This is a genomic window from Sphingomonas sp. BL-S-29, assembly GCF_055521495.1.
In genome coordinates, this window is sequence record NZ_CM145482.1 from 3,658,016 (window position 1) to 3,681,922 (window position 23,907).

At 63.6% G+C, this 23,907-nt stretch carries 26 protein-coding genes; 14 read left to right on the top strand and 12 right to left on the bottom strand.

The genetic code is table 11. From position 1 onward, the window contains the following. Positions 1-54: 54 nt before the first annotated feature. On the bottom strand, positions 55-330 hold the full coding sequence (locus tag ACZ1I2_RS17230) for a hypothetical protein (protein WP_465172934.1): 276 nt from the start codon (positions 328-330) through the stop codon (positions 55-57). A gap of 292 nt (positions 331-622) precedes the next feature. After that, positions 623-1,030 (bottom strand): Lrp/AsnC ligand binding domain-containing protein, encoded by a 408-nt coding sequence (locus ACZ1I2_RS17235; protein WP_465176410.1) that lies wholly within the window; start codon positions 1,028-1,030, stop codon positions 623-625. Positions 1,031-1,105: 75 nt separating this feature from the next. Between ACZ1I2_RS17235 and ACZ1I2_RS17240 the strand changes: the two genes are divergently transcribed. The 3 genes from ACZ1I2_RS17240 to ACZ1I2_RS17250 all read left to right on the top strand — a co-directional run bounded on the left by ACZ1I2_RS17240 (position 1,106) and on the right by ACZ1I2_RS17250 (position 5,387). Beyond that, the gene (locus ACZ1I2_RS17240; protein ID WP_465176409.1) at positions 1,106-2,266 is read left to right on the top strand and encodes a right-handed parallel beta-helix repeat-containing protein; all 1,161 of its coding nucleotides are present in this window, start codon (positions 1,106-1,108) and stop codon (positions 2,264-2,266) included. Positions 2,267-2,457: 191 nt separating this feature from the next. Continuing rightward, the gene (locus tag ACZ1I2_RS17245; RefSeq protein WP_465172931.1) at positions 2,458-3,801 is read left to right on the top strand and encodes a methyltransferase domain-containing protein; all 1,344 of its coding nucleotides are present in this window, start codon (positions 2,458-2,460) and stop codon (positions 3,799-3,801) included. Next, on the top strand, positions 3,798-5,387 hold the full coding sequence (locus ACZ1I2_RS17250; RefSeq protein ID WP_465176407.1) for a CmcI family methyltransferase: 1,590 nt from the start codon (positions 3,798-3,800) through the stop codon (positions 5,385-5,387). Before ACZ1I2_RS17245 ends, ACZ1I2_RS17250 begins: the two co-directional genes overlap by 4 nt. Positions 5,388-5,581: 194 nt before the next feature. On the opposite strand, the gene mddA is transcribed toward ACZ1I2_RS17250, so the two are convergent. After that, the gene (gene mddA / locus ACZ1I2_RS17255) at positions 5,582-6,319 is read right to left on the bottom strand and encodes a methanethiol S-methyltransferase (RefSeq protein WP_465181489.1); all 738 of its coding nucleotides are present in this window, start codon (positions 6,317-6,319) and stop codon (positions 5,582-5,584) included. A gap of 227 nt (positions 6,320-6,546) precedes the next feature. Between mddA and msrB the strand changes: the two genes are divergently transcribed. Together msrB and msrA are read left to right on the top strand one after the other, a co-directional pair. Then, entirely contained in the window at positions 6,547-6,996 is a 450-nt protein-coding gene (msrB, locus tag ACZ1I2_RS17260; RefSeq protein WP_465172928.1) for a peptide-methionine (R)-S-oxide reductase MsrB, read from the top strand. Then, entirely contained in the window at positions 6,993-7,502 is a 510-nt protein-coding gene (msrA, locus tag ACZ1I2_RS17265; protein ID WP_465172927.1) for a peptide-methionine (S)-S-oxide reductase MsrA, read from the top strand. Before msrB ends, msrA begins: the two co-directional genes overlap by 4 nt. Before the next feature lie 45 nt (positions 7,503-7,547). On the opposite strand, the gene ACZ1I2_RS17270 is transcribed toward msrA, so the two are convergent. Beyond that, positions 7,548-7,850, bottom strand: coding sequence for a hypothetical protein (locus tag ACZ1I2_RS17270; RefSeq protein ID WP_465176406.1), 303 nt, complete (start codon positions 7,848-7,850; stop codon positions 7,548-7,550). Positions 7,851-8,021: 171 nt separating this feature from the next. On the opposite strand from ACZ1I2_RS17270, the gene ACZ1I2_RS17275 reads away from it, so the two are divergent. Together ACZ1I2_RS17275 and ACZ1I2_RS17280 are read left to right on the top strand one after the other, a co-directional pair. Continuing rightward, positions 8,022-8,591, top strand: coding sequence for a hypothetical protein (locus ACZ1I2_RS17275; RefSeq protein ID WP_465176405.1), 570 nt, complete (start codon positions 8,022-8,024; stop codon positions 8,589-8,591). 311 nt (positions 8,592-8,902) lie between these two features. After that, positions 8,903-9,052, top strand: coding sequence for a hypothetical protein (locus ACZ1I2_RS17280; RefSeq protein WP_465176404.1), 150 nt, complete (start codon positions 8,903-8,905; stop codon positions 9,050-9,052). Between the two features lie 18 nt (positions 9,053-9,070). On the opposite strand, the gene ACZ1I2_RS17285 is transcribed toward ACZ1I2_RS17280, so the two are convergent. Beyond that, on the bottom strand, positions 9,071-9,880 hold the full coding sequence (locus tag ACZ1I2_RS17285; protein WP_465176403.1) for an isocitrate lyase/PEP mutase family protein: 810 nt from the start codon (positions 9,878-9,880) through the stop codon (positions 9,071-9,073). A gap of 163 nt (positions 9,881-10,043) precedes the next feature. On the opposite strand from ACZ1I2_RS17285, the gene ACZ1I2_RS17290 reads away from it, so the two are divergent. Then, positions 10,044-11,831 carry an aspartyl protease family protein gene (locus ACZ1I2_RS17290; protein ID WP_465176402.1) on the top strand — a complete coding sequence of 596 codons (1,788 nt, stop codon included), beginning with the start codon at positions 10,044-10,046 and terminating at the stop codon, positions 11,829-11,831. A 53-nt stretch (positions 11,832-11,884) separates the two neighbouring features. On the opposite strand, the gene ACZ1I2_RS17295 is transcribed toward ACZ1I2_RS17290, so the two are convergent. The 3 genes from ACZ1I2_RS17295 to ACZ1I2_RS17305 form a co-directional block, all read right to left on the bottom strand. Beyond that, positions 11,885-12,079: a hypothetical protein gene (locus ACZ1I2_RS17295; protein ID WP_465172921.1), complete on the bottom strand. Its 195-nt coding sequence runs from the start codon at positions 12,077-12,079 to the stop codon at positions 11,885-11,887. 91 nt (positions 12,080-12,170) lie between these two features. Beyond that, a complete protein-coding gene (locus ACZ1I2_RS17300; protein ID WP_465181490.1) occupies positions 12,171-14,111 on the bottom strand; it encodes a S9 family peptidase in 1,941 nt (646 codons plus the stop codon). A 396-nt stretch (positions 14,112-14,507) separates the two neighbouring features. Next, positions 14,508-15,017 carry a hemerythrin domain-containing protein gene (locus ACZ1I2_RS17305; protein WP_465172919.1) on the bottom strand — a complete coding sequence of 170 codons (510 nt, stop codon included), beginning with the start codon at positions 15,015-15,017 and terminating at the stop codon, positions 14,508-14,510. Between the two features lie 322 nt (positions 15,018-15,339). Here ACZ1I2_RS17305 and ACZ1I2_RS17310 point away from each other — a divergent pair, with 322 nt between their 5' ends. From ACZ1I2_RS17310 to ACZ1I2_RS17320, 3 genes are all read left to right on the top strand, one after another. Continuing rightward, positions 15,340-16,245: a phosphatase PAP2 family protein gene (locus ACZ1I2_RS17310; RefSeq protein WP_465176400.1), complete on the top strand. Its 906-nt coding sequence runs from the start codon at positions 15,340-15,342 to the stop codon at positions 16,243-16,245. Between the two features lie 65 nt (positions 16,246-16,310). Next, positions 16,311-17,132, top strand: a complete 822-nt coding sequence (locus ACZ1I2_RS17315; RefSeq protein WP_465172917.1) for an alpha/beta fold hydrolase — start codon at positions 16,311-16,313, stop codon at positions 17,130-17,132. After that, positions 17,129-17,569, top strand: coding sequence for a cupin domain-containing protein (locus tag ACZ1I2_RS17320; RefSeq protein ID WP_465172916.1), 441 nt, complete (start codon positions 17,129-17,131; stop codon positions 17,567-17,569). Before ACZ1I2_RS17315 ends, ACZ1I2_RS17320 begins: the two co-directional genes overlap by 4 nt. Before the next feature lie 131 nt (positions 17,570-17,700). On the opposite strand, the gene ACZ1I2_RS17325 is transcribed toward ACZ1I2_RS17320, so the two are convergent. Genes ACZ1I2_RS17325 through ACZ1I2_RS17335 form a run of 3 tightly spaced genes read right to left on the bottom strand, consistent with a single transcriptional unit; the run spans position 17,701 to position 20,002 of the window. After that, positions 17,701-19,236 (bottom strand): tryptophan halogenase family protein, encoded by a 1,536-nt coding sequence (locus tag ACZ1I2_RS17325; RefSeq protein WP_465176399.1) that lies wholly within the window; start codon positions 19,234-19,236, stop codon positions 17,701-17,703. Positions 19,237-19,256: 20 nt separating this feature from the next. Further along, a complete protein-coding gene (locus tag ACZ1I2_RS17330) occupies positions 19,257-19,754 on the bottom strand; it encodes a PIN domain-containing protein (RefSeq protein ID WP_465176398.1) in 498 nt (165 codons plus the stop codon). After that, positions 19,754-20,002, bottom strand: coding sequence for a type II toxin-antitoxin system Phd/YefM family antitoxin (locus ACZ1I2_RS17335; RefSeq protein ID WP_465172913.1), 249 nt, complete (start codon positions 20,000-20,002; stop codon positions 19,754-19,756). The genes ACZ1I2_RS17330 and ACZ1I2_RS17335 overlap by 1 nt, the downstream gene beginning before the upstream one ends. Positions 20,003-20,229: 227 nt before the next feature. On the opposite strand from ACZ1I2_RS17335, the gene ACZ1I2_RS17340 reads away from it, so the two are divergent. Next, a complete protein-coding gene (locus ACZ1I2_RS17340; protein ID WP_465172912.1) occupies positions 20,230-21,606 on the top strand; it encodes a cation:proton antiporter in 1,377 nt (458 codons plus the stop codon). Between the two features lie 68 nt (positions 21,607-21,674). Further along, the gene (locus tag ACZ1I2_RS17345) at positions 21,675-22,889 is read left to right on the top strand and encodes a hypothetical protein (RefSeq protein WP_465172911.1); all 1,215 of its coding nucleotides are present in this window, start codon (positions 21,675-21,677) and stop codon (positions 22,887-22,889) included. Here the strand turns inward: ACZ1I2_RS17345 and ACZ1I2_RS17350 are convergent. Next, positions 22,886-23,224, bottom strand: a complete 339-nt coding sequence (locus ACZ1I2_RS17350; protein WP_465172910.1) for a hypothetical protein — start codon at positions 23,222-23,224, stop codon at positions 22,886-22,888. The two genes, ACZ1I2_RS17345 and ACZ1I2_RS17350, sit on opposite strands and share 4 nt — an antisense overlap. A gap of 124 nt (positions 23,225-23,348) precedes the next feature. On the opposite strand from ACZ1I2_RS17350, the gene ACZ1I2_RS17355 reads away from it, so the two are divergent. Continuing rightward, a complete protein-coding gene (locus ACZ1I2_RS17355; protein ID WP_465176397.1) occupies positions 23,349-23,846 on the top strand; it encodes a pyridoxamine 5'-phosphate oxidase family protein in 498 nt (165 codons plus the stop codon). Positions 23,847-23,907: the final 61 nt, after the last annotated feature.

A 23,907-nucleotide genomic window follows, 5' to 3' on the forward strand; every position in this document is an offset into this window, starting at 1 on the left:
CCGCGGGAAGGGGCGCGGCGCGACCGATGGCTGCGGCGCTCCCCAGGCGCTTGATCAGACCGTGAATGGCTGTGGCTCCCTCTGGCTCAGAATCTGGCTTGCCGCGGCGGCGACCACGGCCTGGTCCGCTTCGGTCATGCGGACATGGATATAGGGCACCCAGATCTCGCCGAACTCGGCCTTCTGGTACCACACGTCGATGATGTCATAGGACGCCCAGAAGCCGTCCGGCTGGCGCAGGCGCAGCCCCTCCCCGATCCGCGGGACCGCAGCGAAGCGCAGCCCGACCTGCGTCTGATTCGTCTCGTTCTGGACTTCGATCTCGATCAAGGACGGCAACCTCCAGTGCGCCGGGTCACCCTAGCCTGCAATTCTTGCCGAAAAGCGAACGAGCGGCGGGGAAAGTCATGAGGCCTGCCCGCCCGGGGCAAGCCTCCCGGCTCAGCAATCCAACGCTCGACAGGTCCGTGACCGGCTGTCGATTCAACTTTCCGGGAAATCGCCACAAGGTGCCGGCGAACGCAGCATTCGACGCCGCTGCCGCTCTTTGAAATCGTTGGCACGACAGACAGGTCGCTCATCGTCGAGAGACCGCCGAAACCGGCTCGCCGTTCGGGACAGTCTATCCCTGTTCCGCGCCGCTCGCTTCCCTGTTATCCCAATAACAGGGATAAGCCATGAATCCGATTGATATAACACGGAAAATCCAGACAATTTCGCCCTTGAACGTCCCGATAACAGCGAAGAAAAAAACCCTTCCCTGTTCCGTCGCTGTTATCCGCCCTGGAACAGGGAAAGCCGCGCCGTTCAACCGGCCAGGTCGATCGGGATCGCCAAGGCTGCGTTTGCCGGCGCCGAGCGCGACGTCCGTGGTGAATCGGCGCACATTGGGATCGTCGGCGATCCGCCGGCTCATGAACGCGTCATAGGCCTCGTTGTCCCGTGCGGTCACGACCAGGATGAAATCCGCCGTGCCGGTGACGTAGAAGATCTCCCAGGCCAGGCAGACTTTATTCCTTTGTGAGATCATCTTAAGGAATAGGTACTGCCTTGGGTGAAGCAGTCCTACCGGTGCGCATGTAGAATCATCGTTACTAAGACGCACTTGAGCGCGCTCGCCGCTTTGTTCCGTCATATCTTCGTGATATCGGTGACCGGTCGTCTCTTCCGAGGGGCGATGAACCACTGGCGCGAGCGAAATCCTATGAGGATGATCCGGGCGCTTCTCGGTTCAGGTTTGCCTGCCGACAATCGGCCAACGACAAGTCGAAGCAATTTCGGGTCTGCGCAACACAAATCTGAGATGGAGCATGAAATGCATAAAATCTGGATGAAGTTAGCGATGGCCCTGGCTGTCCTGTTCACTCTTTCCGCGACTCCGGCCCTGGCCCAGGCGACTCGTACCTGGGTCTCCGGCGTTGGCGACGACGTCAATCCTTGCTCACGCACGGCGCCCTGCAAGACCTTCGCTGGCGCGATCTCCAAGACCGCGGCGGGTGGCGAGATCAACATCATCGACAACGGCGCCTACGGTACCTTGACGATCACCAAGGCGATCACGATCCGTGCCGGTGGGGGGCAAGCGGGCGTTCTCGCCAGCGGCACCACTGGCTTCAATATCAATGCGGGCACGAACGATGTGATCGTGCTCGACGGCATCGATATCGAAGGAGGTACTACGGGCGTCACCGGGATCAATTTCATTGCCGGAAAGGCACTTTTGGTCATCGATTGCACTATTCGTAATTTTACCAACAACGGGATCAACATGACGGCGTCGGGCGGTGCGGCGCTTCATGTGAGCGATACGATCATCAGCAGGGCCGGACAGAGCGGCACCTTTGCAGGGATCAATATCCGCCCGGCGGGCGCCGCAACGACCGACGTCACAATCACGCGCACTCAGATCACCGGCGGGACCTTTGGCATCATTGCTGATGGGTCCGCCACGACCGGCAAAATCAACGGTGTCGTCCGCGACAGCGTCGTCAGCCGCAATACTCAAAATGGCATCACGACCAGCAACGGCACCGCGGCTAACGTGACGTTACTGCTCGACAATGTTGCCGTTTCCGCCAACGGCAACAAAGGCTTGGCGGTAAGCGGTGCCAATGCAGGCATGCTTGTTGGCAATTCGACGATCTTCGGCAATGTCGCCGGGCTGTTTCCCGCTGCCGGTGGGGTCCTAGCTTCCTACGGGAATAATCGCGTCAACGGTAACAATGGCGCCGACGGCGCCTTCTCGGCAACCATCCCGGTGAAATAACCACCGCGATCCGAACAACGTTTTGCGCGACCATCATATGGGCCTGACCCAAATGATGGTCGCTGCGTTGTCGAGCTGGATGCCCCGCATCCTCGAGATCTTGCTACGAACCGGCCATCGCTCTTTTCTCGAGCTGCGGCCCGCGATAGGCATCGGCGCCTTCTCCTTGCCACAACGGGACACGTCGCCGCATGCACGCCTCCTCCATGGAAAATATGCGCAGATGCTATGCGCGCCACGTTGTTGGAAACGCGCTGGAGACGCAGGACTGCGTACGCGTGCTCGATATTGGCGGCTCCGATGTCAACGGAAGCTACCGCGAAATCTTCGCGCATCCCCGTTACGCCTATACCGCGGCCGATATAGCTGCCGGACCGGGCGTACGCCTGGTTCTGGAGGACCCATATCGACTACCGCTCGACGACGCCTCGATCGACATCGTCATTTCCGGACAGATGCTGGAACATTGCGAATTTTTCTGGCTGACCTTTGCCGAAATGGTGCGCGTCCTCCGCCCTGGAGGTTTCATATTCCTGATCGCGCCCTCGGCAGGGCCGGAGCATCGCTATCCAGTCGATTGCTATCGTTTCTATCCAGATGCCTATCGTGCCTTGGCACGCTACACCCATTGCGAGCTGGTCGACCTTTGGCTGGACGAACGGGGCCCCTGGAAGGATTTGGTCGGTGTCTTCGCACGCCACGGTCCGCCGCCGGCGTCCGCACCGTTGGCGGAACCTGTTGCCATCGACCCGGCGAGCATCCCCCCCGGCACCGATGAGGAAGAGCGGACGCAAGGGCAGCGCGACTATATTCATGTCTTGGCAGATCTGCACCAGATACTGGCACCACGTTCCTATCTCGAGATCGGAATACGTTTCGGACGCAGCCTTGCCTTGGCGCAAGGAGCGGCGATCGGTGTCGATCCAGCACCGGAGATTCGGGTAGAGTTGCCGAGCTCCACACGTGTCTTCACTCAAATGAGTGATGATTTCTTTGCCGACCATGCCAGTACGATCTTTGTGGAGCCGGTGGACCTCGCCTTTATCGATGGGCTACATCTATTTGAAGCGGCTCTGCGTGATTTCATGAATATTGAACGCGTCGTCGGGCCGAATGCTATCCTCGTCGTCGACGACGTCCTGCCCAATCACCCGGCGCAAGCCGAACGACTGCGCCGCACTCGCGTATGGACCGGGGATGTGTGGCGATTGGTGCCCATATTGCAACGCTGGCGCCCCGATCTCACCCTGATATTGCTTGATACGTCACCGTCGGGCTTGCTGTTGGTAACCGGCCTCGATCCTGCCAATCGCGTTCTTTGGGAAAACTACAATCCCATTGTCCGCGAAGCGCTTGCGATGGGTGATCCACCGTCGTCGATAGTGATGCGGAGCGACGCGATATCGCCATCGACACCCGCGTATGACATTTTCCGTACCGATCTCGCGAGCGCGTCTCGAGAAGCCCGGATCGAGGCCTTGCGTCATTTCGCCGCCACAGGCAGCCCGTCGAAAGCCATGGCAGGCGATTTATGAACGGGTCTCTTTCGCTATCGGTGATTGTCGTTAGCTACGAGATGGGCCGGGAATTGCCCCGGACAATCCGCAGCCTGTCTCCCGCGCTTCAGCGTGATATCGGCGAAGGCGACTATGAGATATTGGTCGTCGATAACGGCTCCACGGATCCGCCGACGGCAGATCAAGTAGCGGAATGGTCGCCCAACGCTCGTCTCGTCGCGATAGCGGAGCCTACCGTGTCGCCGGTCCCTGCGATTAACCTCGCGATAGAGCAAGCGCGCGGTGATCTGGTCGGTGTCTGGATCGACGGTGCCCGCATGGCTTCGCCGCGCCTGCTGGCAACCGCGCGCGAAGCGTCACGACTGCACGATCGTGCGGTGGTCGGCACGCTTGCCTTTCATCTTGGTCCGGATGTGCAGATGCGAAGCGTGCTCGCGGGATATGATCAAGGGGTCGAAGATCGACTGCTCGCCTCCAGCGACTGGGAGGAAGACCCCTACAGGCTTTTCAACATTTCCACCTTCGCCGGATCCTCGGAAAATGGATGGTTCGTGACGCCCGCCGAGACCAACGCCCTGTTCCTCACGCGGACGCATTGGCAGGAGTTGGGCGGCTATGATCCGCGTTTCGCTACGCCCGGCGGCGGCCTGGCCAATCTCGATATCTGGGAGCGGCTCTGCGCCGATCCGCTTAACCGCATCATTCTACTGATCGGGGAGGCGACGTTCCATCAGGTGCATGGCGGCGTTGCCACTAATGCCGCGCAATCCCCTTGGGACCGTTTCCATGACGAATATGTCGCCATTCGCGGCAAGCCGTACGCACCGCCCGAAGTGGAACCGTTACTCGTCGGGCGCCCTCATCCCGCGAGCCTGCCGTCTCTACGCGAGTCTTTGGACCGACTTGCAGCCCCTCCCCGCCAGCCGCGACTGTCCGCTATGCCGGTGATTGCCGGCAGCAGCCCACGCGATTTCTCGTCCAATGTACCGAGCCTGGTTCTCGACGGGATCCAGGGAGGTGTAATGCGCTCGGTCTATCGAGGAGTGCCGTTCCTCAAAAGCCCGTTCGACATTGGGCTCTATCTCCAATTGCTCTCGAGATTGCGCCCGCGGACGATTGTGGAGATCGGGTGCCGTTTCGGAGGATCGGCCCTGTGGTTTGCTGATATGATGGCCGCTCACGGTGTCACGCCTCGGGTCGTCACCGTCGATCTGGATCCTCAAACACCATATGAGGATCCACGGATACACGTAGTTGTCGGCGATGCGGCAGACTTGGGGGCCTGCCTTCCCCCAGAATTGCTTGCCGCAGCGCCCAGGCCCTGGCTGGTGATCGAAGACAGCAGCCACTTCTACCGTCATTCACTGGCCGTCCTCGAATTCTTCCATCCATTGTTACAGACGGGCGATTATATCGTCGTCGAGGATGGCGTGGTCGCTCACCTCCCCGGCGAGCAGTATATTCAGTACGAAAATGGTCCCAATCGCGCCGTCGCGGACTTCCTTGCGCGAGAAGGCGCGGGATACCGTCTCGACACCGAACTTTGCGACTTTTACGGGCGCAACGCCACATACAATCCGAATGGGTGGCTACAGCGGCTCTAAGTTTAGTGGACAAGCTTGACGTTGTGACTCCTGGTTGATCCAAGGTTGCTTGTTGCGGCAGCTTTGGCGAGCGGATTGGTCTTCGGGCGAAAAATGAGACCTGATCATGAGCTCCGGTCCTGCCGGCGATGGACCATATCGGAAACAAGCAGGCAGATATTAAGTCAGGGAGTAGAGCCGCAACTAGGCGCCGGTCACCGCCGCAGCTTCGGCGCAAGCATGCCGACCTCGCCCTGATACCGGACATAAGGGTCGCCGAACATGTCGATCAGATCGCGCTCCTCGTGCCGGATCGCGATCAGGATATAGACGAACATCGCGGCGGCGAGCAGCAGATGCCCCGCGGTCATCACTGGGATCGCCCAGAAGGCCAGGATGAAGCCGCTATAAAGCGGATGCCGGACCAGCTTGTAGAAGAAGGGCTTGCGGAACACCGGGGCGCCCGCGGGCGCGTTTCGCGCATGGCCCCACACCTGCTTCAGGCCGAACAGCTCGAAATGGCTGATCAGGAAGGTGCTGAGCAGCACGATCCCCCAGCCCGCGACGAACAGGGCGTAGATCGCGATCACGGCGGCGCGGTTCTCGACCGACCAGATCACCGCCGGGATCGGCCGCCAGAACAGGAACAGGAGGATCAGCGCGATGCTGGCCAGCAGCACGTAGATGCTGCGCTCGATCGGCTCGGGCACGATGCGGGTCCACCACCGCTTGAAGCCCGGTCGCGCCATCACGCTGTGCTGCACGCCGAACAGCGCCACCAGCGCGAGATCGATAATCGCGGCAAGCGCCGTACCGCCTACTGGCCCGCCGCGATCGACCGTCAGCGGCAGCCAGGGCAGATTTCCGACAAAGCCTACGAGATAGAGGAAGGTCAGGAAGAAGATCAGATAGGCGGCAATGCCGAATAGCAGGAACAGACCCCGAGTCATCATCGCCCTCCGATGGCAGTAACATGATATCAGCGACGGGCGCGACGCTGCGGCTGGCGGGCGCGATCGTCTAGGCGATAATCGACCATGGCGACGGCGCTGCGACGGATCAGCGACGGATCGCCGCACCCGACGAGATGGCAGTCGCGATATCGCGTCGATTGGGTCCGCGCGCGTCTGGAACAACCGGCCCTCCCACCCCATATACCGCCCCGAAACGGAGGTACCCAATGACCGAGTATCGCAAGACGGCCGAGGCCGTTGCCGCCCTCACCCCCGAAGAGTTCTACGTCACGCAGAAAAGCGGCACGGAACGTCCCGGCACGGGCAAATATCTGAACAACAAGGAGCCCGGTATCTATGTCGATATCGTCTCCGGTGAGCCGCTGTTCGCCAGCAGCGACAAATATGAATCCGGCTGCGGCTGGCCCAGCTTCACCAAGCCGATCGAGCCCGCCAATGTGAACGAGCTGCGCGACGCCAGTCTGGGCATGGTGCGGACGGAAGTGCGCTCGGCGGGTGGCGACAGCCATCTCGGCCATGTCTTCGACGATGGCCCGCGCGATCGCGGTGGCCTGCGCTATTGCATCAATTCCGCCTCGCTCCGCTTCGTCCATCGCGACGACATGGAAGCACAAGGCTATGGTGCCTATCTCAACCAGGTGGAGGAAGTGGCATGAGTCAGGAAACCGCAATTCTCGCCGGCGGCTGCTTCTGGGGCGTGCAGGATCTGGTCCGCCGTCAGCCCGGCGTCATCTCGACCCGCGTCGGCTATTCCGGCGGCGAGGTCCCGAACGCGACCTATCGCAACCATGGCAATCATGCCGAGGCGATCGAGATCGTCTTCGATCCCGAGGTGACGAGCTTTCGCAACCTGCTGGAATTCTTCTTCCAGATCCACGACCCGAGCACCAGGAACCGCCAGGGCAATGATGTCGGCGCGAGCTACCGCTCGGCGATCTTCTACACCAGCCCGGAGCAGAAGGCCGTCGCCGAGGACACCATCGCCGATGTCGACGCCTCGGGCCTGTGGCCCGGCAAGGTGGTGACCGAAGTCACCCCCGCCGGCGATTTCTGGGAAGCCGAGCCCGAGCATCAGGATTATCTCGAGCGCATCCCGAACGGCTATACCTGCCACTTCGTGCGGCCGGGCTGGAAGCTCCCGCACCGCGCCGACGCGGCGTGACATTGTCGCGGGGAGGTTCGCCCTCCCCGCTTCATTCCGCAACGATCAGCGGCAGCGGCGCTTCTTGGTGATCGTCCGGTCGATCGCGCGACCGGCCAGGGCACCGCCCACGGCGCCCCCCGCCGTGCCGAGCAGCCCGTGGCCGAAGATCGACCGGCCGACCAGCGCACCGCCGACACCGCCCGCGACCAGGCCCGTGGTGCCCTTGGAATAACGGCAGCCGTGATGCCGGTAGGTGCCGTGATTGTAATGGTGCCGCGGTCGCGCTTCGGCACCGCTGGTCGGGAAGGCCATGGTGGCGGGAATGGCGAGTGAAAAAGCGCTGAGCGCGAGGATGGCTGTACGCATTGGATGCTCCGGATTGAAAGAACGATGCGGGCAGAACTGACGCAGCGCCCCGAAGGTTGCGTGACAGACTCTCGCATTGGGGTTCTTCAATCCAGCGCCAATGGTTGCCCATATGGATTGACGCTGAGCCCACCTCCGCTGATGGTAGCGCCCTCGCGCGAGGATTAAGTCATGCTTTTCGGATATCTCGGGGCCGCTGCGTTCGTCACGGCACTCGTCGCGACGCCCGATACGGCATCGGCGCAAACGCGCGACGGCATCCGCTATGATTGCGACACCGCCGCGAACCATTTCTCCGAACTCGTACTGCCTGCCGGTCCGGCTCCTTTCATTGTGACGGGGAAGGTCAAGCTGATGAGCCTGTCCACCAGCAAGGACTATGTGCCGATGACTCAGGTCGCGATCAGCACCGCGAGCGACAAACCCGGACCTGCGGATGAAGACCTGGCTGGCTTCAGATATATCGTCGCACCGACCGCGCAGGGCAAACCGCCCAGCCTCCCGTTCCTGGCCTTCGTGACGCAAAAGGCCGGCGGCAAGGACAAGGGCACGCAGATCGTGGCCAAGCCGAGCGATGCAGAAGTCGGCTTCACGGTCCTGTACGACGGCGCGGATATAACCGTGATTGTTGACGGCCATCAGATGAGATTCGAGCTCAGGGCACCACGGCCGGTCGTGCGGATCACCTGCTCGACTGGCGAGTTCCTCTATTCCGACCTGCGAATCCGGCCGAACGACTGAACGCGCGGGAGTGGGCGAGTCCGCCGACGCCATCAAATACAGCGCGTCTCCGATACATGTGCCGCCGCAGCCTGGCGCGGACGGAACCGTCGCCAGGCCAGCCCGCCGAGCAGCACGACAATTCCGGGCGGCCCGAAAGAACCAGCAGTGTCGGGGTCAATGGCGGTTGTACCCTGGAAGGCCGGTGTTTACGTTCGTCCGGACGACGGTTGGGGTGCATTCAGCGGCAGCCCGGCAACCCGGACAGGATGCGGATCCGGCAGCCCGTCGCCTGCGTTTATCGGGCGGACCGCAACGCCAAGGAGGCACTTATGTTCATCCACGGAGCCCAATGGGACAAGGAACTCAGCGCCCTGCTCGACCAGATCCAGGCCCATCCCTCGCGGGACTGGAGCGCCGAGCGCGAGCGCATCGCCGTCCTGAAGAACCTGATCGCGGCGCGCGACAAGGCACACGCCTGACACCGGCGCCGCGGGCGGTCACCCCGAGAACATGTCGTTCAGCTGCTTGCTCGCGGCCCCTCGCGTCAGGCCTTCGAAGCTTCCCGATGCCAGCGTCTGCGCGGCATCGATCGCCGCTGCCCAGGCGACGCGCGCGAGCCCGCCGCCGACGCTGATCCGGCGCACGCCCAGATCGGCCAGCGCGGCGACTGAAAGGCCGGGCACCGCCACCACGTTCAGCGGCAGCGGCGCGACCGCCCGCACCATCGCCGCGATATGTTCGGGGTGCTTGACGCCCGGCGCGAACAGGCAATCGGCGCCCGCCGCGGCGAAGGCGACCAGCGCGTCGGTCACCGGTCCGGTCGCTTCGGGATCGATCAGCAGGCCTTCCGCGCGCGCCACCAGCACCACGTCCTCGCCCGACCGGTCGATCGCCCGCCTTGCCGCGGTGATGCGCTCGACCGCGAACGCCCGGTCGTGGAGCCGCCCTGGCGCGCCGAGCACGCGATCCTCGATCGACAGCCCGGCAATGCCCGTCGCGATCGCCATCCGCACATTCTCCGCCACCGCTTCGGGCGCATCGGCGAAGCCCGTCTCGAAATCGGCGTTCACCGGGATGTCGACGGCTGCGGTCAGGGCAGTCAGATGGGCCAGCACATCGTCCCGCTCGCAGCCATAATCGGGGCGCCCGATCGTCCAGGCGAAGCCGGCGCTGCTCGATGCCACTGCCTTGAAGCCCAGCGCCTCCAGCATCCGCGCGCTACCTGCGTCCCATGGATTGGGGATGACGAAGCATCCCTCCTGATGGAGCGCACGAAACCTGCGTCTCTTCTCCGCTATGCTCGTCATGCGGGTCTTCCTTGTTACGGCCTCTGGCCGCGACCTGATAGCACGATCGCGGCGCGACATTCACGCCGCGCGCGCAGCATGACCGGTATAAACTCCGGTTGACCGCGCCGCGCCGGCGCGCGACCAAGGCGACGCGACCAGCGCCCCGAACGAAGGATCTCAGGTGCGGATTCCGATCACTCTCGCCGCGCTGGGGGCCGTCTTGCTCTCCGTCCCAGCCGCCGCCGAAACCAAATGCTCCGTCGGCCAGATGCTCGAACTGCCCATCACCATGATGGGTCTCCGGCCGACCGCGCCGGCAAGGATCAACGGCCATGAGGTCAGGTTCCTGGTGGACAGCGGCGCCTTCTACAGTTCCATCTCCCCCGGATCGGCCGCCGAACTTCAGCTGCGACTTACCGCGGCGCCGCCCAATTTTCGAGTCAGGGGTATCGGCGGCGAAGCGCGCATGTCAGTCGCCAAGGTCAAGGATTTCGGGCTCGGGACGGCGACCCTGCACAATATCGAGTTCCTCGTCGGGGGCAGCGAGATGGGCAGCATCGGCCTGCTCGGACAGAACGTTCTCGGCATCGGCGACACCGAATATGATCTTAATGGCGGCGCGATCCGGCTGATGAAATCCAAGGATTGCCGGGACATGAACCTGGCGTATTGGGCCGCGGAAAAGGGACTCGCCGTCTCGACGCTCGACATCGAGGCGCCGACGCCGCTCACGTCGCACACCATCGGCACCGTGCTGCTCAACGGCGTCAAGATCCGCGCGGTGTTCGACACCGGGGCGCCGACCACGATCCTCACCAGGGCCGCCGCGGCGCGCGCGGGGATCAAGCCCGACATGCCCGACGTGGTCGAAGCCGGATCGGTCGGCGGCCTTGGCCGGCGCTTCTCGGAAAGCTGGATCGGTCCATTCCAGAGCCTCAAGATCGGCGACGAGGAGGTCCGCAAGATCCGCCTGCGCTTCGCGGAGATGGGCGATCTCTCCGCCGACATGCTGATCGGCGCCGATTTCTTCCTGTCGCACCGGGTCTATGTCTCGAACGCGCAGAAGCGGATGTTCTTCACCTATAATGGCGGGCCGGTCTTCGACCTCAGCGTAAGGCACGCCGAAGCGCTGGCCGCCGCGCAGGAGAAACAGGCGCCGGCGAGCGGCGCGGGCGAGGGCAATGCTCCGGGCCCCGTCACCGCACAGGAATTCTTCCAGCGCGCCAATGCGCGCGCGGCACGAAGCGACAACAAGGGCGCCCTTGTCGACCTGAATCGCGCGGTGGAGCTCGCACCCGACAATGCCGAATATCGCTTTCATCGCGCGCTCGCTCTTCTGATCACCGGCAAACCGGCGGACGCCCGCGCCGACCTGGATCGCGCGCTGAACCTGAAGCCGGACTATGCCGACGCGCTGTTGCTGCGCGCGTCGGCGCGGCTGCGAACCGGCGACAGGCCGGGCGCCAGAGCGGATCTCGCGACCCTCGATCGCCTGCTGCCGGATGCCTCCAATCTGCGCCTGACGGTCGGCGCCTATTATCAGGACATGGAAGATCCTGAGGCATCCATTCCCCAATATGATCGGTGGATCGCCGCGCATCCCGACGACAATCGCATGCCCACCGCGCTCAACAGCCGCTGCTGGGCACGTGCCCTTCTCGGGCGCGATCTCGACAAGGCAATCTCCGACTGCGACCGGGCGCTCAGGCTGCGTCCGAAAACGGCGGCCTATCTCGATAGTCGCGGCCTGGCGCGTTTGCGCAACGGCGATCTCGACAAGGCGCTGGCGGATTACAACGCCGCGCTGGCGCTCGAACCGAAAATGGCCTGGTCGCTATATGGGCGCGGCCTTGTCGAGCATCGCAAGGGCATGGCGGCGCAGGCCAAGGCGGACATGGACGCCGCTATCGCCCTGCAAAAAACCCTGCCGGAAAGGGCGAAGAAGATTGGGCTGGACGTTCCGCAGTGAAAAGGCGTTCGGACACGCCCGAGCGATAATCGACCAGTGGCTTGGCGTTCCCGTCAGCCCCTTTTGGGCTGACCAGGCAACGGCACCGGGCCGTCACCGGCGGCACTGTCACTGTCGTAATCCTCGCCGGAGCTGCCGCCGCCCGCGCCGACGCCGCTGCCGTGAACTTCTCCTGTCGCAGAATCGATCGAGGCGCGGCGACCATTTTCAGGCGGAATCTCGGGTATGTGGGGGACTGTGTCGGCCATGGCTGTTCTCCTTGGAGCTTGAACGGACCGGATGCCGACGCGTTCCGATCTCGCCCCGACAGGTCTCAACAAAACGCCCGCCACAATTCGGTCATTTGGCAACAGCCGGCTTCAGCGCCTTCGCCAGGAAGGCATCGGCCTGCGCGAGCATATCCGCCCGGACCGTGCTGTCGTAAAGCTGATGGTCCAGCCCGGGATAGACGACCAGCCGGGTCGTCTTGCCAGCTGCCCGCAGCGCCGAATCCATCTTCCGAGAATCCTTGATGTCGACATTCAGGTCCTGGTCGCCATGGAACATCAGTACCGGCGCCTTGAACATCTCTGCATGGCGCGTCGGCGACCCCTCGCTCGCATTGGCACCCGATCCGACAAATTTCGAAACCAGGACGGCGTTCTGTGACTCGCGCGATTCGTTGCGCAACGCCTGCAGATCGGTCACCGGCGCTACCGCAACGACAGCCTTGAACAGCGCCGGGTCGAGGTAATTGACCTGCAATGCCGCATAGCCGCCATAGGACCAGCCGAAGATGCCCAGCCGGTCGGGGTCCGCAACACCCTGTTTGATCAGCCAGCGCCCGGCGTCGGTCACGTCGCCGATCGCGGTGCGCCAGGTCTTGAATCCGCTTTCGTTGAGGAACGCGTCACCATAGCCGGTCGATCCGCGAAACTGCGGCTGCAGCACGGCATAGCCGCGCGCCGCGAAGAACTGGGCCAGCCAGTCGAATCCCCAGACGTCGCGCGACGCCGGGCCGCCATGCGGCATCACGATCGCCGGCAACCCCTTCCCGGTCGATCCGACCGGCAGGGTCAGATAGGCCGGGATGATCGTACCATCGGCCGCGGGATAGGAAATGGCGCGCTGCTCCGCTAGCGTGCGGCCGTCGAGTTGCGGACGCGCGCGCAGCACCTCGGTCAGACGCTTGGTGTCGCGGTTGAAGATATAATAATGCCCCGCATCGACGTCGCTCGCCGCGAAGATGAGCAGCTTGCGCTCGTCCGAACTCGCGCCTTCGAAGACGATCGTCGGCAGGTTGGGGAGCACCTTGGTAAGGCTGGCCGCCAGAGCGCGATATTCCGGGTCGAAATAAACGACATATTTCTTGTCGGTGATGTAGCTGTAGCCGATCGGCCGTTCGTGACGACCGATCGTCTCGACGGAATCCACATCGACCTGGGCATGCGCAAAGACCAGGTCGGTCTTCATCGATCCGTCGAGCGCGACGCGGTATAGCGCGTCACGTCCGTCCAGTTTCTGAAATGCGTAGACGACATTAGTGCGCTCATCGACGATTGCGGGCCTCAGGCCCTTTTCGTCAGCATCGATCTTGCTGAAAATCTGCCAGTCGCCATCGTCCCCCGGACGATAACGATACGTCACCTTGCCGGTGTAATTGTACATGTTGTTGAAATTATAGTCCGCGGTGATGCGGACCGTGCCGTTACCATCAGTGATATAGCTTCCGGCATCGGGCGCCTTCACACGAACGCCATCGGCCGTGCGTGTGTCGACTCGCTCCAGCCCCAGCGCCCCGTCCTTGCGAAATCGCACCATCAGGATCTGCGCGTCGGCACCGGAAAGCCAGTCGACCACGCGCCCGTCATAAGTCTTGGGGCCATAATACATGGAGCGGTTCGGCTTTCCCATCGCCAGCGCCTTGGTGCCGTCGGCATTGACCGCAACGATCCGGTTCCATCCAAACTTGCGGTTCTCGAGTACCGAGACACCGTAGAGCTGGCACACCAGGCGGTCGTTGGCCGACCAGCCGCAATAAGTGAGGCGCAGCGGCTTGCCGTCCGCATAGGTGATCGTCTTCATCTCGCCCGTCGCGACGTTTTCGACCATCGCGACATTCATCGACCCGGCACCGGGCGAAATGAACACGACGTGTTTTCCATCCGGGGACAGGCTGGCGCTCTGCACCCAGGGCTGCGCCCCAAACGCCTCTGCGGTCTTTGCCGGGTCTTCCGAAGCGCGGGCCACACCGCTTCCGGCGGTGGACAGCATAACAAGGATCGCAAGTGGTCTGGTCATCTTCACGCGTGTCGCCCTCAATCGGGCAACTTTATCCTCGGGCGATGGAGGACGACAAGCGTGCGTGACATGAATTCGGTGTCACGACCGAGTGAATTTGTTCAGCAATATCCGTCGAGAGCGTGATCTGCGGCGCTCCGCCTGGCTCGGCCCGACGAATGTAGCGCGACACATGGTCGCGCCGCTCAGTGCCAGAAGATCAGCAGAAGGATGATGATCGGGAGCGGAATGCCGATCAGCCACAACAAGATGCCTTTACCCACGACATGTTCCTCTCGATTGTTACGTTGGTGATAGAACCATTTTGCCGCGTGCCCGTTCCACTTGCCCCTGCCTCTTTCGGATTATTTAACTAGCCGATCAGGACTAATGCCGGTGCTCGGAAAGCGGCCAGCGTCAGAGCGTCACCGTTTCCAGCGTCACCGTCTCCGGCTTGGGAAGTCCGGACGCCTTGTAGGTCGCGATCAGTTCTTCCTTGCGCGCGCGGAGCTGGTCGCCCAGCGCGTCCATGTCGAGCCCGGCATGCCGCGCCTGGGAGAACATGCCCTCCATGCGCTTCTCTTCCTCTTCGACATGATGCTCGATCTGCTCGGAGAGCACCTTCACCTTGGCGTCGTAATAGTCGTCGTCGGGGCTGCCCGCCTCGATCTCGGCGATCAGCACCTTGGCGCCGTCATGCTCGACATAGGCTTCCTTGAGCAGGTCTTCCTCGATCTTGCCCTCACAGGCCGGATAGAAGATTTCCTCCTCGATCGTCGCATGCACGGTCAGCTCCAGGCAGATCTGCATCGCGATCTTCTGCTTCTTCGCGGGGCTGCTCGCACCCTCGAACTGCTCGAACAATTGCTCGACCGTGCGGTGATCCGCCTTGAGCAGAGCGACCGCGTCCTGTTTCGTTTCAGCCATGAAAACCTCCTGTTTGTCGCTGGATCAACCGCAACGCGGAAGGTTCGTTCCGCGCGCTCAGCCTGTTGCGAGTCGTTAGCGGCCGGGCTTGATTCAGATCAGGCCGCTTGCCGCTGAACGACAAGTCATGCAGACGTCACGGCCCGTTCACGCAATCGACGGCAGATCGCGACGGACGTGAACCCAGATCACCAGGCCCGCCGCCCGCGGCGGCCATTAAGGCACGCGCTTGCTCCATTTCCCCCGATCGACTTTCCGGACCACCCGCCTCCAGAACACCTCACCATCCAGCGCCGCCGCCCATGCTATTCCAGGTACATGGGTGACCGCCGGCACGCTGCTCAGCCTCACCGCGCTGATCGTGCTGATGGCGTGGCAGGGACTCCGGATCGACCCCTGGGCGCGCAGCACGCTCGTCTTCTCCGCTCTGGGTGTCGTTGCCGCTGCCATCCGTTATGCCCTGCGCCACTCGCCCACCAGGGGCCGCCGCATCGCGCGCGACATGGCCGAGTATTTTGGCCTGTTCACCCTGATCTCGCTGATGGGCGCGACCGCGACCTATCCGCTATCCGCCGGCAGCCATGGCTTCATCGATCCCACCCTGCAACGGATCGACGCAATGCTGCGCTTCAACTGGATCGCCTGGTATGATCTGGTGGCCGCGCACCGTTCTCTGCAGTTGCTCGGCATCGCCGCCTATCAGAGCATCTTCGTCACGCCCGTCATCCTGCTCGGTTATTTCGCCTGGTTTGACCGCCGCCGTGCGGCTCGATCGTTCATCGCCGCCTTTTGGCTAGCCGCGGTCATCTCGCTGATCCTGTTCCGCTTCATCCCGGCGGAAGGACCGCTCGCCTTTCTGTGGCGCGGACCGATCCCCTATATGCCGGTCAGCCAGCTTTCCGAGGCGACGATCATCCCCGCGCTGCGCCTGCACGCCGTCAGCCATGTCGATCTGGGCGATCTGCGTGGGCTGGTATCGGCGCCCAGCTTCCATACCGCGAGCGCGGTGCTCTATATCGCCGCCGCCTGGCCGTTTCGCCGGCTGCGCTGGCCGCTCACCCTGCTCAATGTCGCGATGCTGCTGTCCACCCCGGTGGAGGGCACGCACTATCTGTCGGACATGATCGCCGGTGCGCTGGTGGCGCTGGTGGCGATCGTCGCCGTCCGGCAACTGGAAATGCGGCGCTCATCCTTAGGGATGATGGATAGTGTCATCATCGCGACCTAGATCGAGCCCATCGCGAACGGATCATCCCGCCCGCGATTGCCTTTACCCCCCGAGGAGACACCGCGATGAGCACGATCACGACCAAGGACGGCACCGAAATCTTCTACAAGGACTGGGGTACCGGGCAGCCGATCGTTTTCCATCATGGCTGGCCGCTGAGCTCGGACGACTGGGACGCGCAGATGCTGTTCTTCCTCGCCCAGGGCTACCGCGTGATCGCGCATGACCGCCGCGGCCATGGCCGGTCGAGCCAGCCGTCCTTCGGCAACGAGATGGACACCTATGCCGACGACGTCGCCGAGCTGACCGCCGCGCTCGATCTGAAGGACGCGGTCCATATCGGCCATTCGACCGGCGGCGGCGAAGTCGCGCGCTATCTCGGTCGTCACGGCACGTCGCGGGTCGCCAAGGCAGTGCTGGTCAGCGCGGTGCCGCCAGTCATGATCAAGAAGGAATCGAACCCGGGCGGTACGCCGATCGAGGCGTTCGACGATCTGCGCAATCAGCTCGCAGCGAACCGCGCGCAATTCTACAAGGATGTGCCCTTCCCCTTTTACGGGTTCAACCGTGAAGGCGCGACGATCTCGCAGGGCGTCATGGACCATTGGTGGCTGCAGGGCATGATGGGGTCGGCCCAGGCGCATTACGAATGCATCAAGGCGTTCTCGGAAACCGATTTCACCGAAGACCTGAAGAAGATCGACGTGCCCGTGCTGATCCTGCACGGCGATGACGACCAGATCGTGCCCTACAAGGACGCGGCATTGCTCTCGGCCGAACTGGTCCAGCAGCCGACCCTGAAAATCTATCCCGGCTATCCGCACGGCATGCTGACGGTGCATGCCGATGTGCTGAACGCCGATCTTCTGGCCTTTATCAAGGCATGAGCGACGCCGCCGCCCTCATCGCCCGGCTGGGGCTCGAGCCCCATCCCGAGGGCGGCTGGTACCGCGAGACGTTCCGCCAGCCCGCGCCTGCCAACGGGCGTGAGCCCGCGTCTGGCTCTGGCCGCGGGCTGGCGACGGCGATCCTGTTCCTGCTCGACCTGGGCCAGAGGTCGCACTGGCACCGGGTCGACGCGGCGGAGATGTGGCTGTGGCACGCCGGTAGCCCGTTGCGGCTGCTGATCGACGACGGCACCCCGCAGGAGCATCTGCTCGGCGGCGACGTGCTGGCGGGCCAGCTCCCCCAGGCGATCGTCCCGGCCAATGCCTGGCAGGCGGCGGAAGCGCAGCTCGGCTGGGCGCTGGTGAGTTGTATCGTCACCCCCGCCTTCGAATTCTCCGGCTTCGAGCTCGCCGCGCCGGGCTGGTCGCCCCGCTGACGCAATGCTCGGGTAGCTGGTCTCACTTGTCTCCGTTCGGGCTGAGCTTGTCGAAGCCCTGCTCTTTCTTTCCGATATCGCAAGAAGAACAGCCCTTCGACAAGCTCAGGGCGAACGGGAGTGGACTGCAGTCAGCCCGCGCCGTTGATCTGCTGGATCAGCGCGCGGTGCGGCGGCAGGTCGAGCGTGGCGCGCTCGCCGAAATTGCGGATGCGGGCAAAGGTCTTCTCCGCCGCGCCGACATTGGGGAAATCGCTGCGACTGGGTGCCAGGTCGGTCCTGAATTCCATGCCGTACAAGATGTACTGGTAGTTGAAGAAGGCGAAGGATTCGAGGTCGAGCGTGAAGTCGAACCGGCCCGGCGGCCGGTGCCGCCACTGATCGAGCATCTCTGCGAGGCGCTCGGGGATCGAGGCGGGGTCGGCGTTGTCGCGCCAGAACGGTTCGCTGCGCTGGCTCAGGCAATAATGCAGCTTCAGGAAATTGACGATATTGTCGTAGCGCGCAGCCATCAGCTCATTGAAGCGCCTGGCCGGCGCATCGATCGGGCCGTTGTGCGGGAACATCTCGGCGATCATGCCGATCGCCGCCTCGATCACCAGTACGCCGGTGGATTCGAGCGGTTCGAGGAAGCCGCCCGACAGGCCGACCGCGACGCAGTTCTTCACCCATTGCTGCTCGCGATAACCGGGCTCGAACAGGATGCGGCGTGGCACGATCTCCTCAGCACCCGGCCCGATATAGTCGCGCAGGATCTCGGCGGCGCGATCGTCGGACATATGGTCGCTCGAATAGACGCAGCCGATGCCGCGCGCACCATTCAGCCCGATATCCCAGGTCCAGCCGGCCTCATGCGCCGCGGCGATGGTATAGCTCTCGATCGGTGCGTCGGGCCGTTCATAGGGAATCTTGCAGGCAAGCGCCCGGTCGGTGAACAGGATCGACCGGACCGATTTGAACGGGACCTTCAGCGCCCGTCCGATCAGCTCGGCACGGAACCCCGTACAATCGATATAGAGATCGGCGTCGAGCCGGCCCTGTTCGGCGGTGACGACATGGTCGATCGCGCCGGCCGCATCGATCTCGACATGGTTGAGCAGGCCCTGGAGGTGCACCACGCCAAGCTCGCGCGCCCGTTCGGCCAGGATCTTCGCCAGCATCGTCGCGTCGAAATGATAGGCATAGCTGAGCGGCCCCGAGAAATCGCCCTCGCCCGGCCCCTTGGGCCCGCGCTTGGCCTCGGCCACGCGATTCTGGATCGTCATCGCCTCGGCGAAGGGCCGGCGCGTCTTTTCGTCCTGCAACAGCCAGTAAGGCACGAGGCTCACGCCCTCGACATGGAAGGGCGCCTCGAACGGGTGGAAGAAATGGCTGTGCTCGCCGTCCCGGGGCGTGCGCACCCAGTCGACGAAACGGATGCCCTGTTTGAAGGTCGCCGAGGTCTCGCGGATGAAGCGGCTTTCGTCGATGCCGATGAACTGGAGCGTGCTGCGGATGGTGGGGAAGGTCCCCTCGCCCACGCCGATGATGCCGATCTCGGGCGATTCGAGCAGCCTTATCTCGAGCCGTTCATTGCCGGACAGCTCCAGGAACTTGGCGAGATAGGCCGCCGTCATCCATCCGGCCGTACCGCCGCCGACGATCAGGATACTGCGTTTCCGGTTCATGCCGCCTTCCTGCCCCATGATCATGCCCTGACGAACAGGTTTTTGAGCCAGAGCGGCCCAGACTTCGCTGCCTGGCGCCAGTCACCATCCTCCTCCGCCGCCTCCGCGGTATAGGCCCAGGGATTGAGCAGCTTGACCCGGCCCGCCTTGAACGCGCCCGGATGGCGCGTCGCCAGGGTCAGACCATGTTCGATGGCGGTCGCGGCGAGCAGGCCGTCACGCGCATCGGCATAAGGCAGTTGCGCGCGCCGCCGCACCACGGCGGTATCGACCGGCAGGATCCGCCCGTCGAACGCGCCAAGCACCTGGTTGTCGATCCACTGGCGGAGCGCCGCTCCGGCGACCTTGTCCCGCTGCGCCGTGCGCGCGACGCCGCTATCCAACTCGAGCAGGGTCAGCGCCGAGATGAACAGACTCTGTCGGGCGAGCCCCGTTGCCCAGCTTGCGAAGCGCGGGTCGCTCTGGCCGGCGCGCGCGTTGCGCAGCTCGAAGACCACGCCGGTGTCGAGCAGATACATCAGCCGATCCCCTCATGCCGGCTCCACGCGTCATGCGCGCTGCCCGCCAGGTCGATGTCGGGCAGGCCCGGCATCGCCAGCAGGTCGACGATCGTCTCGGTCTGGCCGGTAAGCTGGCGAAACGCGTCGATGCTCATCAGCACATGGGTCGGCTTACCGCGATCGGTGACGAACACCGGTTCGAGTCGCGCGGCCCGCTTCGCAGCGGTCACATCCTGGTTGAAATCTCGGCTTGAGACGAGCTTCATCGTGCCGATTCCTGTATCTACATCGCTACAATGTTCACGCTAACTTGTAGGCACATTACTACTCTGTGGCGACTTCGCAACAACTGGGACGCTCCGACCGGAAAAATGACAGCGTGAGGCATGGCGGACGCATTTTCCGGTTGCGCACCGTACCGGATTTCGCCCCCATCATGAGCAGGCAACAGGAATTGCCGCGGGGACGAGCCCGGATTTAGGAGGGGAAGTACATGGCTGACGGAGTCATCGACAGCATCTGGTCTACTGTGGGCGGCATCTTGTCAGCCCATGGCCCGGCAACGCCGGCCGCGGCCGCAAGCTACACGCCGGGCGATTTCAGCGTTCACTTCTTCCTGCAGCTGGCGGTCATCCTGCTGGCCTGCCGCGTGGTCGGCTGGGCCGGCAAGAAGTTCCTCGGCCAACCCCAGGTCGTCGGCGAGATGATCGCCGGCGTGATCCTCGGGCCATCACTGATCGGCCTGCTTTTCCCGGGCCTGCAAGGCGCGATCTTCCCCAAGGAAACCCGCAACGTCCTCTATGCCGGGTCGCAGCTCGGCGTCGGGCTCTATATGTTCCTGGTCGGCACCACGCTGCAGCTCGACAAGTTCAAATCCAAGGCGAAGAGCGCCATGGGCGTATCCTTCGCCGGGATCGGCGCGCCGTTCCTGATCGCGTTCCTGATCACGCCCTTCCTGCTCACCGTGCCCGGCCTGTTCGCGAAGGACATCTCGACCTTCAACGCCACGCTGTTCATGGGCGCCTGCATCGCGCTGACTGCCTTTCCGATGCTGGCGCGGATCATCAACGAACGCGGCCTCGCCGACACCTCGCTCGGCACGCTGTCGCTGACCGCCGGCGCGTTCGACGATGCCTGTTCCTGGTGCGTGCTGGCGATCGTACTGGCGACCTTCGGCGGCGGGCCGGGCGTGGCCGTGCTCGCGATCGGCGGGGGTCTCGCCTATGCCGCCTTCATCATCCTGTTCGGCCAGCGCCTGCTGGCGCCGCTCGGCCGCGCGGTCGAACGCGCCGGGGAGATGAGCGTGACCGTGCTCGCCATCACCCTGATGCTGTTCTGCCTCTCCGCCTTCCTGATGGATGCGATCGGCATCCATGCGATCTTCGGCGGCTTCATCCTCGGCGTCGTCATGCCGCGCGGATTGTTCGTCGAGGAGCTCAAGAAGAAGGTGGAGCCGCTCGCCGTCGTGCTGCTGCTGCCGATGTTCTTCACCTATTCGGGCCTCAACACCCGGCTGGACATGGTCAACTCCCCTACCCTGCTGCTGATCGCACTCGGCATCCTGATCGCCTCGATCCTCGCCAAGGGCGGCGCCTGCTATCTCGCGGCGCGGCTGGCCGGGGAAGACAACCGGACTTCGCTCGGCATTGGCGCGCTGATGAACTCGCGCGGGCTGATGGAACTGATCATCATCAATATCGGCCTGCAAAAGGGCATTATCGGCCCGACGCTGTTCTCGATGCTGGTGCTGATGGCGATCGTCACGACGATGATGGCCGGCCCCCTGTTCGAGCTGGTCTATGGCCGCCAGGCGCGCGCCTCCGGTGAGCTCGGCGCGATAGACGGCGGGCTCGTCGCCAAGCCGGCCTGACCCTTGCCTCCCCTGGAGCGGGCGGCCCACCCCGCCCGCTCCATTTTTTCGAGTTCAAGGATTTGCTCATGAGCAAGACGATGGCGCGGGTCCTCGGACTCGCGGCGCTGGGAACATGCGCTCAGGCCGCCCATGCCCAGGATGTGACGCTGAAGCCGCTGATCGACGCGCGCCTCCGCTACGAACATGTCGACCAGGACGGCATCGCCGATACAGCCGACGCCGCCACCTTGCGCGTTCGCAGCGGCGTCCAGGCGAGCACCGGCCCCTGGTCGGCCTTGGTCGAGAGCGAAGCGACGATCGGGATTTCCAACCGCTATAATGACGGACTGAACGGCCGGCCGCTGCCGCTGGTCGCCGATCCGCAGAATATCGAGATCAATCGCGCCCAGCTCCGCTACGCCGCGCACAAGGCGAGCATCACCGCCGGACGCCAGGTGCTCGACCTCGCCGACCAGCGCTTCGTCGGACCCGCGCCATGGCGCCAGAACGAGCAGACCTTCGACGCGGTGCGGGTGACCTGGGCGGGCATTGCCCGGCTCAGCGTCGACGCCAGCTATGCCTGGAGCGTGCGCACCGTGAACGGGATCGACGGCACGGGCGCTCGTCCCACGGCGGTTCCCGGCAGCAACTGGTTCGGCCTGGTCAGTTACACGGCGCCGATCGGCACGCTGACCGGGTTCGCCTATCTCGTCGATCAGGATCTGGCGGCGGTGCAGGGCTTCCGCCTGTCGAGCCAGAGCTACGGCGTGCGCTTCGCCGGCAGCCGGCCGATCGGCGCGGGATGGAAGATCGGCTATATCGCCAGCGCCGCGCGGCAAAGCGACTATCGCCGCAACCCGAACAACTATGCCGCCAGCTATTATCTCGCCGAGGCCAATCTCAGCGGCAAGGTGATCGCAGCAACGGCGGGCTATGAAGTGCTGGGCGCCGATCATGGTACCGCACTGACCAGCTTCCAGACGCCGCTCGCCTCGCTGTTCCGTTTCCAGGGCTGGGCCGGCAAGTTCGGCACCACGCCGCCCAACGGCATCCGCGATCTCTACGGGACGCTCGGCGCCAACTGGAAGACAAAAGGCCCGATCAGCGGCGTCGGTCTCGGCGCGACCTGGCACCATTTCGACAGCGACCGGCTGTCGCAACATTATGGCGACGAGCTCGACCTGCTTGCCCAGGCAAGGCTGAAACGCTTCACCGTCGCGGCGCGACTCGCCCGCTACAAGGCCGACCGGTTCCAGACCGACACGACCAAAGGCTTTCTGTCGGTGGAGTGGGTGCTTTAAGCCGCTTCGACCGCGATCAGCGCCTCGACATATTTCGCGTCATTGGCGTGGAACAGCGTGCTCGCGGGGAATTCGCGCTCGATCAGCTTCAGCTCGTTGAGCCCGGCGAGCTTGAACGTGCCGATCTTCTCCTCGCGCGGCGGCTTGCCGTCCTTTTCGACCGCCACGGCGTCGATGAACAGGTCGCCATGCTTCGTGTAGATCACGTGCGGCGCGAGCGTCATGGTGACGCGGTTGTAGGTCGCGACCACGCAGCGCTTGCGCACGATCGCCTCGAAAATGGTCGGGACCGGGCCTGCGGGGGCCGCCTTGTCGCTTTCGATGGGTAGCTTCATGACATAGCCATACAATAATATGCTGCATCGCAGCAAGCACAGATCGATGAATTGTGTGTTTCCATTTTTTGGAACCCCGGCAATCGCCCACCCGTTCGGACATGGCAACATCAAGGAAATCGCCATGCCCGATACGCAGGACATCACCGCCAAGTTCTGGAAAGCGCTCCGCTCCGACATGACTCTGATGCTGGGTCTGGACGGCGTCGAGGACGGCCATGCCCAGCCGATGACCGCTCAGCTCGACGGTGACGAGGATCACGGCCCGATCTGGTTCTTCACCTCGAAGGAAGCCGATCTGACCAAGGAACTGCGCGACGGCCAGGGCAGCCGTGCGCTCGCTCATTTCGCCTCCAAGGGGCATGATCTGTTCGCCAGCATCCATGGCAGCCTGTCGCTGTCCGACGACCGCGCCGTGATCGACCGGTTGTGGAATCCGTTCGTCGCCGCCTGGTTCGAAGGCGGCAAGGACGATCCCAAGCTCCAGCTTCTGCGCCTCGACCCCGAGCGCGCGCAGATCTGGCTCAACGGTTCCAGCCTGTTCGCCGGGGTGAAGATGCTGCTCGGCCGGGATCCGAAGCAGGATTACAAGGACAAGGTCGCCGAAGTCTCGCTGGCCTGAGAAACGCGTTACCGGGGCGGCGCACCGGCATCGCCCCGGTTCGAAAAACTTCCCACAGGCG

Bases quoted from the DNA above. Each gene is read 5' to 3' on its own strand.
- ACZ1I2_RS17235 (WP_465176410.1), bottom strand. From the start codon at position 1,030: ATGATCTCACAAAGGAATAAAGTCTGCCTGGCCTGGGAGATCTTCTAC.
- ACZ1I2_RS17245 (WP_465172931.1), top strand. From the start codon at position 2,458: ATGCACGCCTCCTCCATGGAAAATATGCGCAGATGCTATGCGCGCCAC.
- ACZ1I2_RS17250 (WP_465176407.1), top strand. From the start codon at position 3,798: ATGAACGGGTCTCTTTCGCTATCGGTGATTGTCGTTAGCTACGAGATG.
- mddA (WP_465181489.1), bottom strand. From the start codon at position 6,319: ATGATGACTCGGGGTCTGTTCCTGCTATTCGGCATTGCCGCCTATCTG.
- msrB (WP_465172928.1), top strand. From the start codon at position 6,547: ATGACCGAGTATCGCAAGACGGCCGAGGCCGTTGCCGCCCTCACCCCC.
- msrA (WP_465172927.1), top strand. From the start codon at position 6,993: ATGAGTCAGGAAACCGCAATTCTCGCCGGCGGCTGCTTCTGGGGCGTG.
- ACZ1I2_RS17270 (WP_465176406.1), bottom strand. From the start codon at position 7,850: ATGCGTACAGCCATCCTCGCGCTCAGCGCTTTTTCACTCGCCATTCCC.
- ACZ1I2_RS17275 (WP_465176405.1), top strand. From the start codon at position 8,022: ATGCTTTTCGGATATCTCGGGGCCGCTGCGTTCGTCACGGCACTCGTC.
- ACZ1I2_RS17280 (WP_465176404.1), top strand. From the start codon at position 8,903: ATGTTCATCCACGGAGCCCAATGGGACAAGGAACTCAGCGCCCTGCTC.
- ACZ1I2_RS17285 (WP_465176403.1), bottom strand. From the start codon at position 9,880: ATGACGAGCATAGCGGAGAAGAGACGCAGGTTTCGTGCGCTCCATCAG.
- ACZ1I2_RS17295 (WP_465172921.1), bottom strand. From the start codon at position 12,079: ATGGCCGACACAGTCCCCCACATACCCGAGATTCCGCCTGAAAATGGT.
- ACZ1I2_RS17300 (WP_465181490.1), bottom strand. From the start codon at position 14,111: ATGACCAGACCACTTGCGATCCTTGTTATGCTGTCCACCGCCGGAAGC.
- ACZ1I2_RS17305 (WP_465172919.1), bottom strand. From the start codon at position 15,017: ATGGCTGAAACGAAACAGGACGCGGTCGCTCTGCTCAAGGCGGATCAC.
- ACZ1I2_RS17315 (WP_465172917.1), top strand. From the start codon at position 16,311: ATGAGCACGATCACGACCAAGGACGGCACCGAAATCTTCTACAAGGAC.
- ACZ1I2_RS17320 (WP_465172916.1), top strand. From the start codon at position 17,129: ATGAGCGACGCCGCCGCCCTCATCGCCCGGCTGGGGCTCGAGCCCCAT.
- ACZ1I2_RS17325 (WP_465176399.1), bottom strand. From the start codon at position 19,236: ATGAACCGGAAACGCAGTATCCTGATCGTCGGCGGCGGTACGGCCGGA.
- ACZ1I2_RS17330 (WP_465176398.1), bottom strand. From the start codon at position 19,754: ATGTATCTGCTCGACACCGGCGTGGTCTTCGAGCTGCGCAACGCGCGC.
- ACZ1I2_RS17335 (WP_465172913.1), bottom strand. From the start codon at position 20,002: ATGAAGCTCGTCTCAAGCCGAGATTTCAACCAGGATGTGACCGCTGCG.
- ACZ1I2_RS17340 (WP_465172912.1), top strand. From the start codon at position 20,230: ATGGCTGACGGAGTCATCGACAGCATCTGGTCTACTGTGGGCGGCATC.
- ACZ1I2_RS17345 (WP_465172911.1), top strand. From the start codon at position 21,675: ATGAGCAAGACGATGGCGCGGGTCCTCGGACTCGCGGCGCTGGGAACA.
- ACZ1I2_RS17350 (WP_465172910.1), bottom strand. From the start codon at position 23,224: ATGAAGCTACCCATCGAAAGCGACAAGGCGGCCCCCGCAGGCCCGGTC.
- ACZ1I2_RS17355 (WP_465176397.1), top strand. From the start codon at position 23,349: ATGCCCGATACGCAGGACATCACCGCCAAGTTCTGGAAAGCGCTCCGC.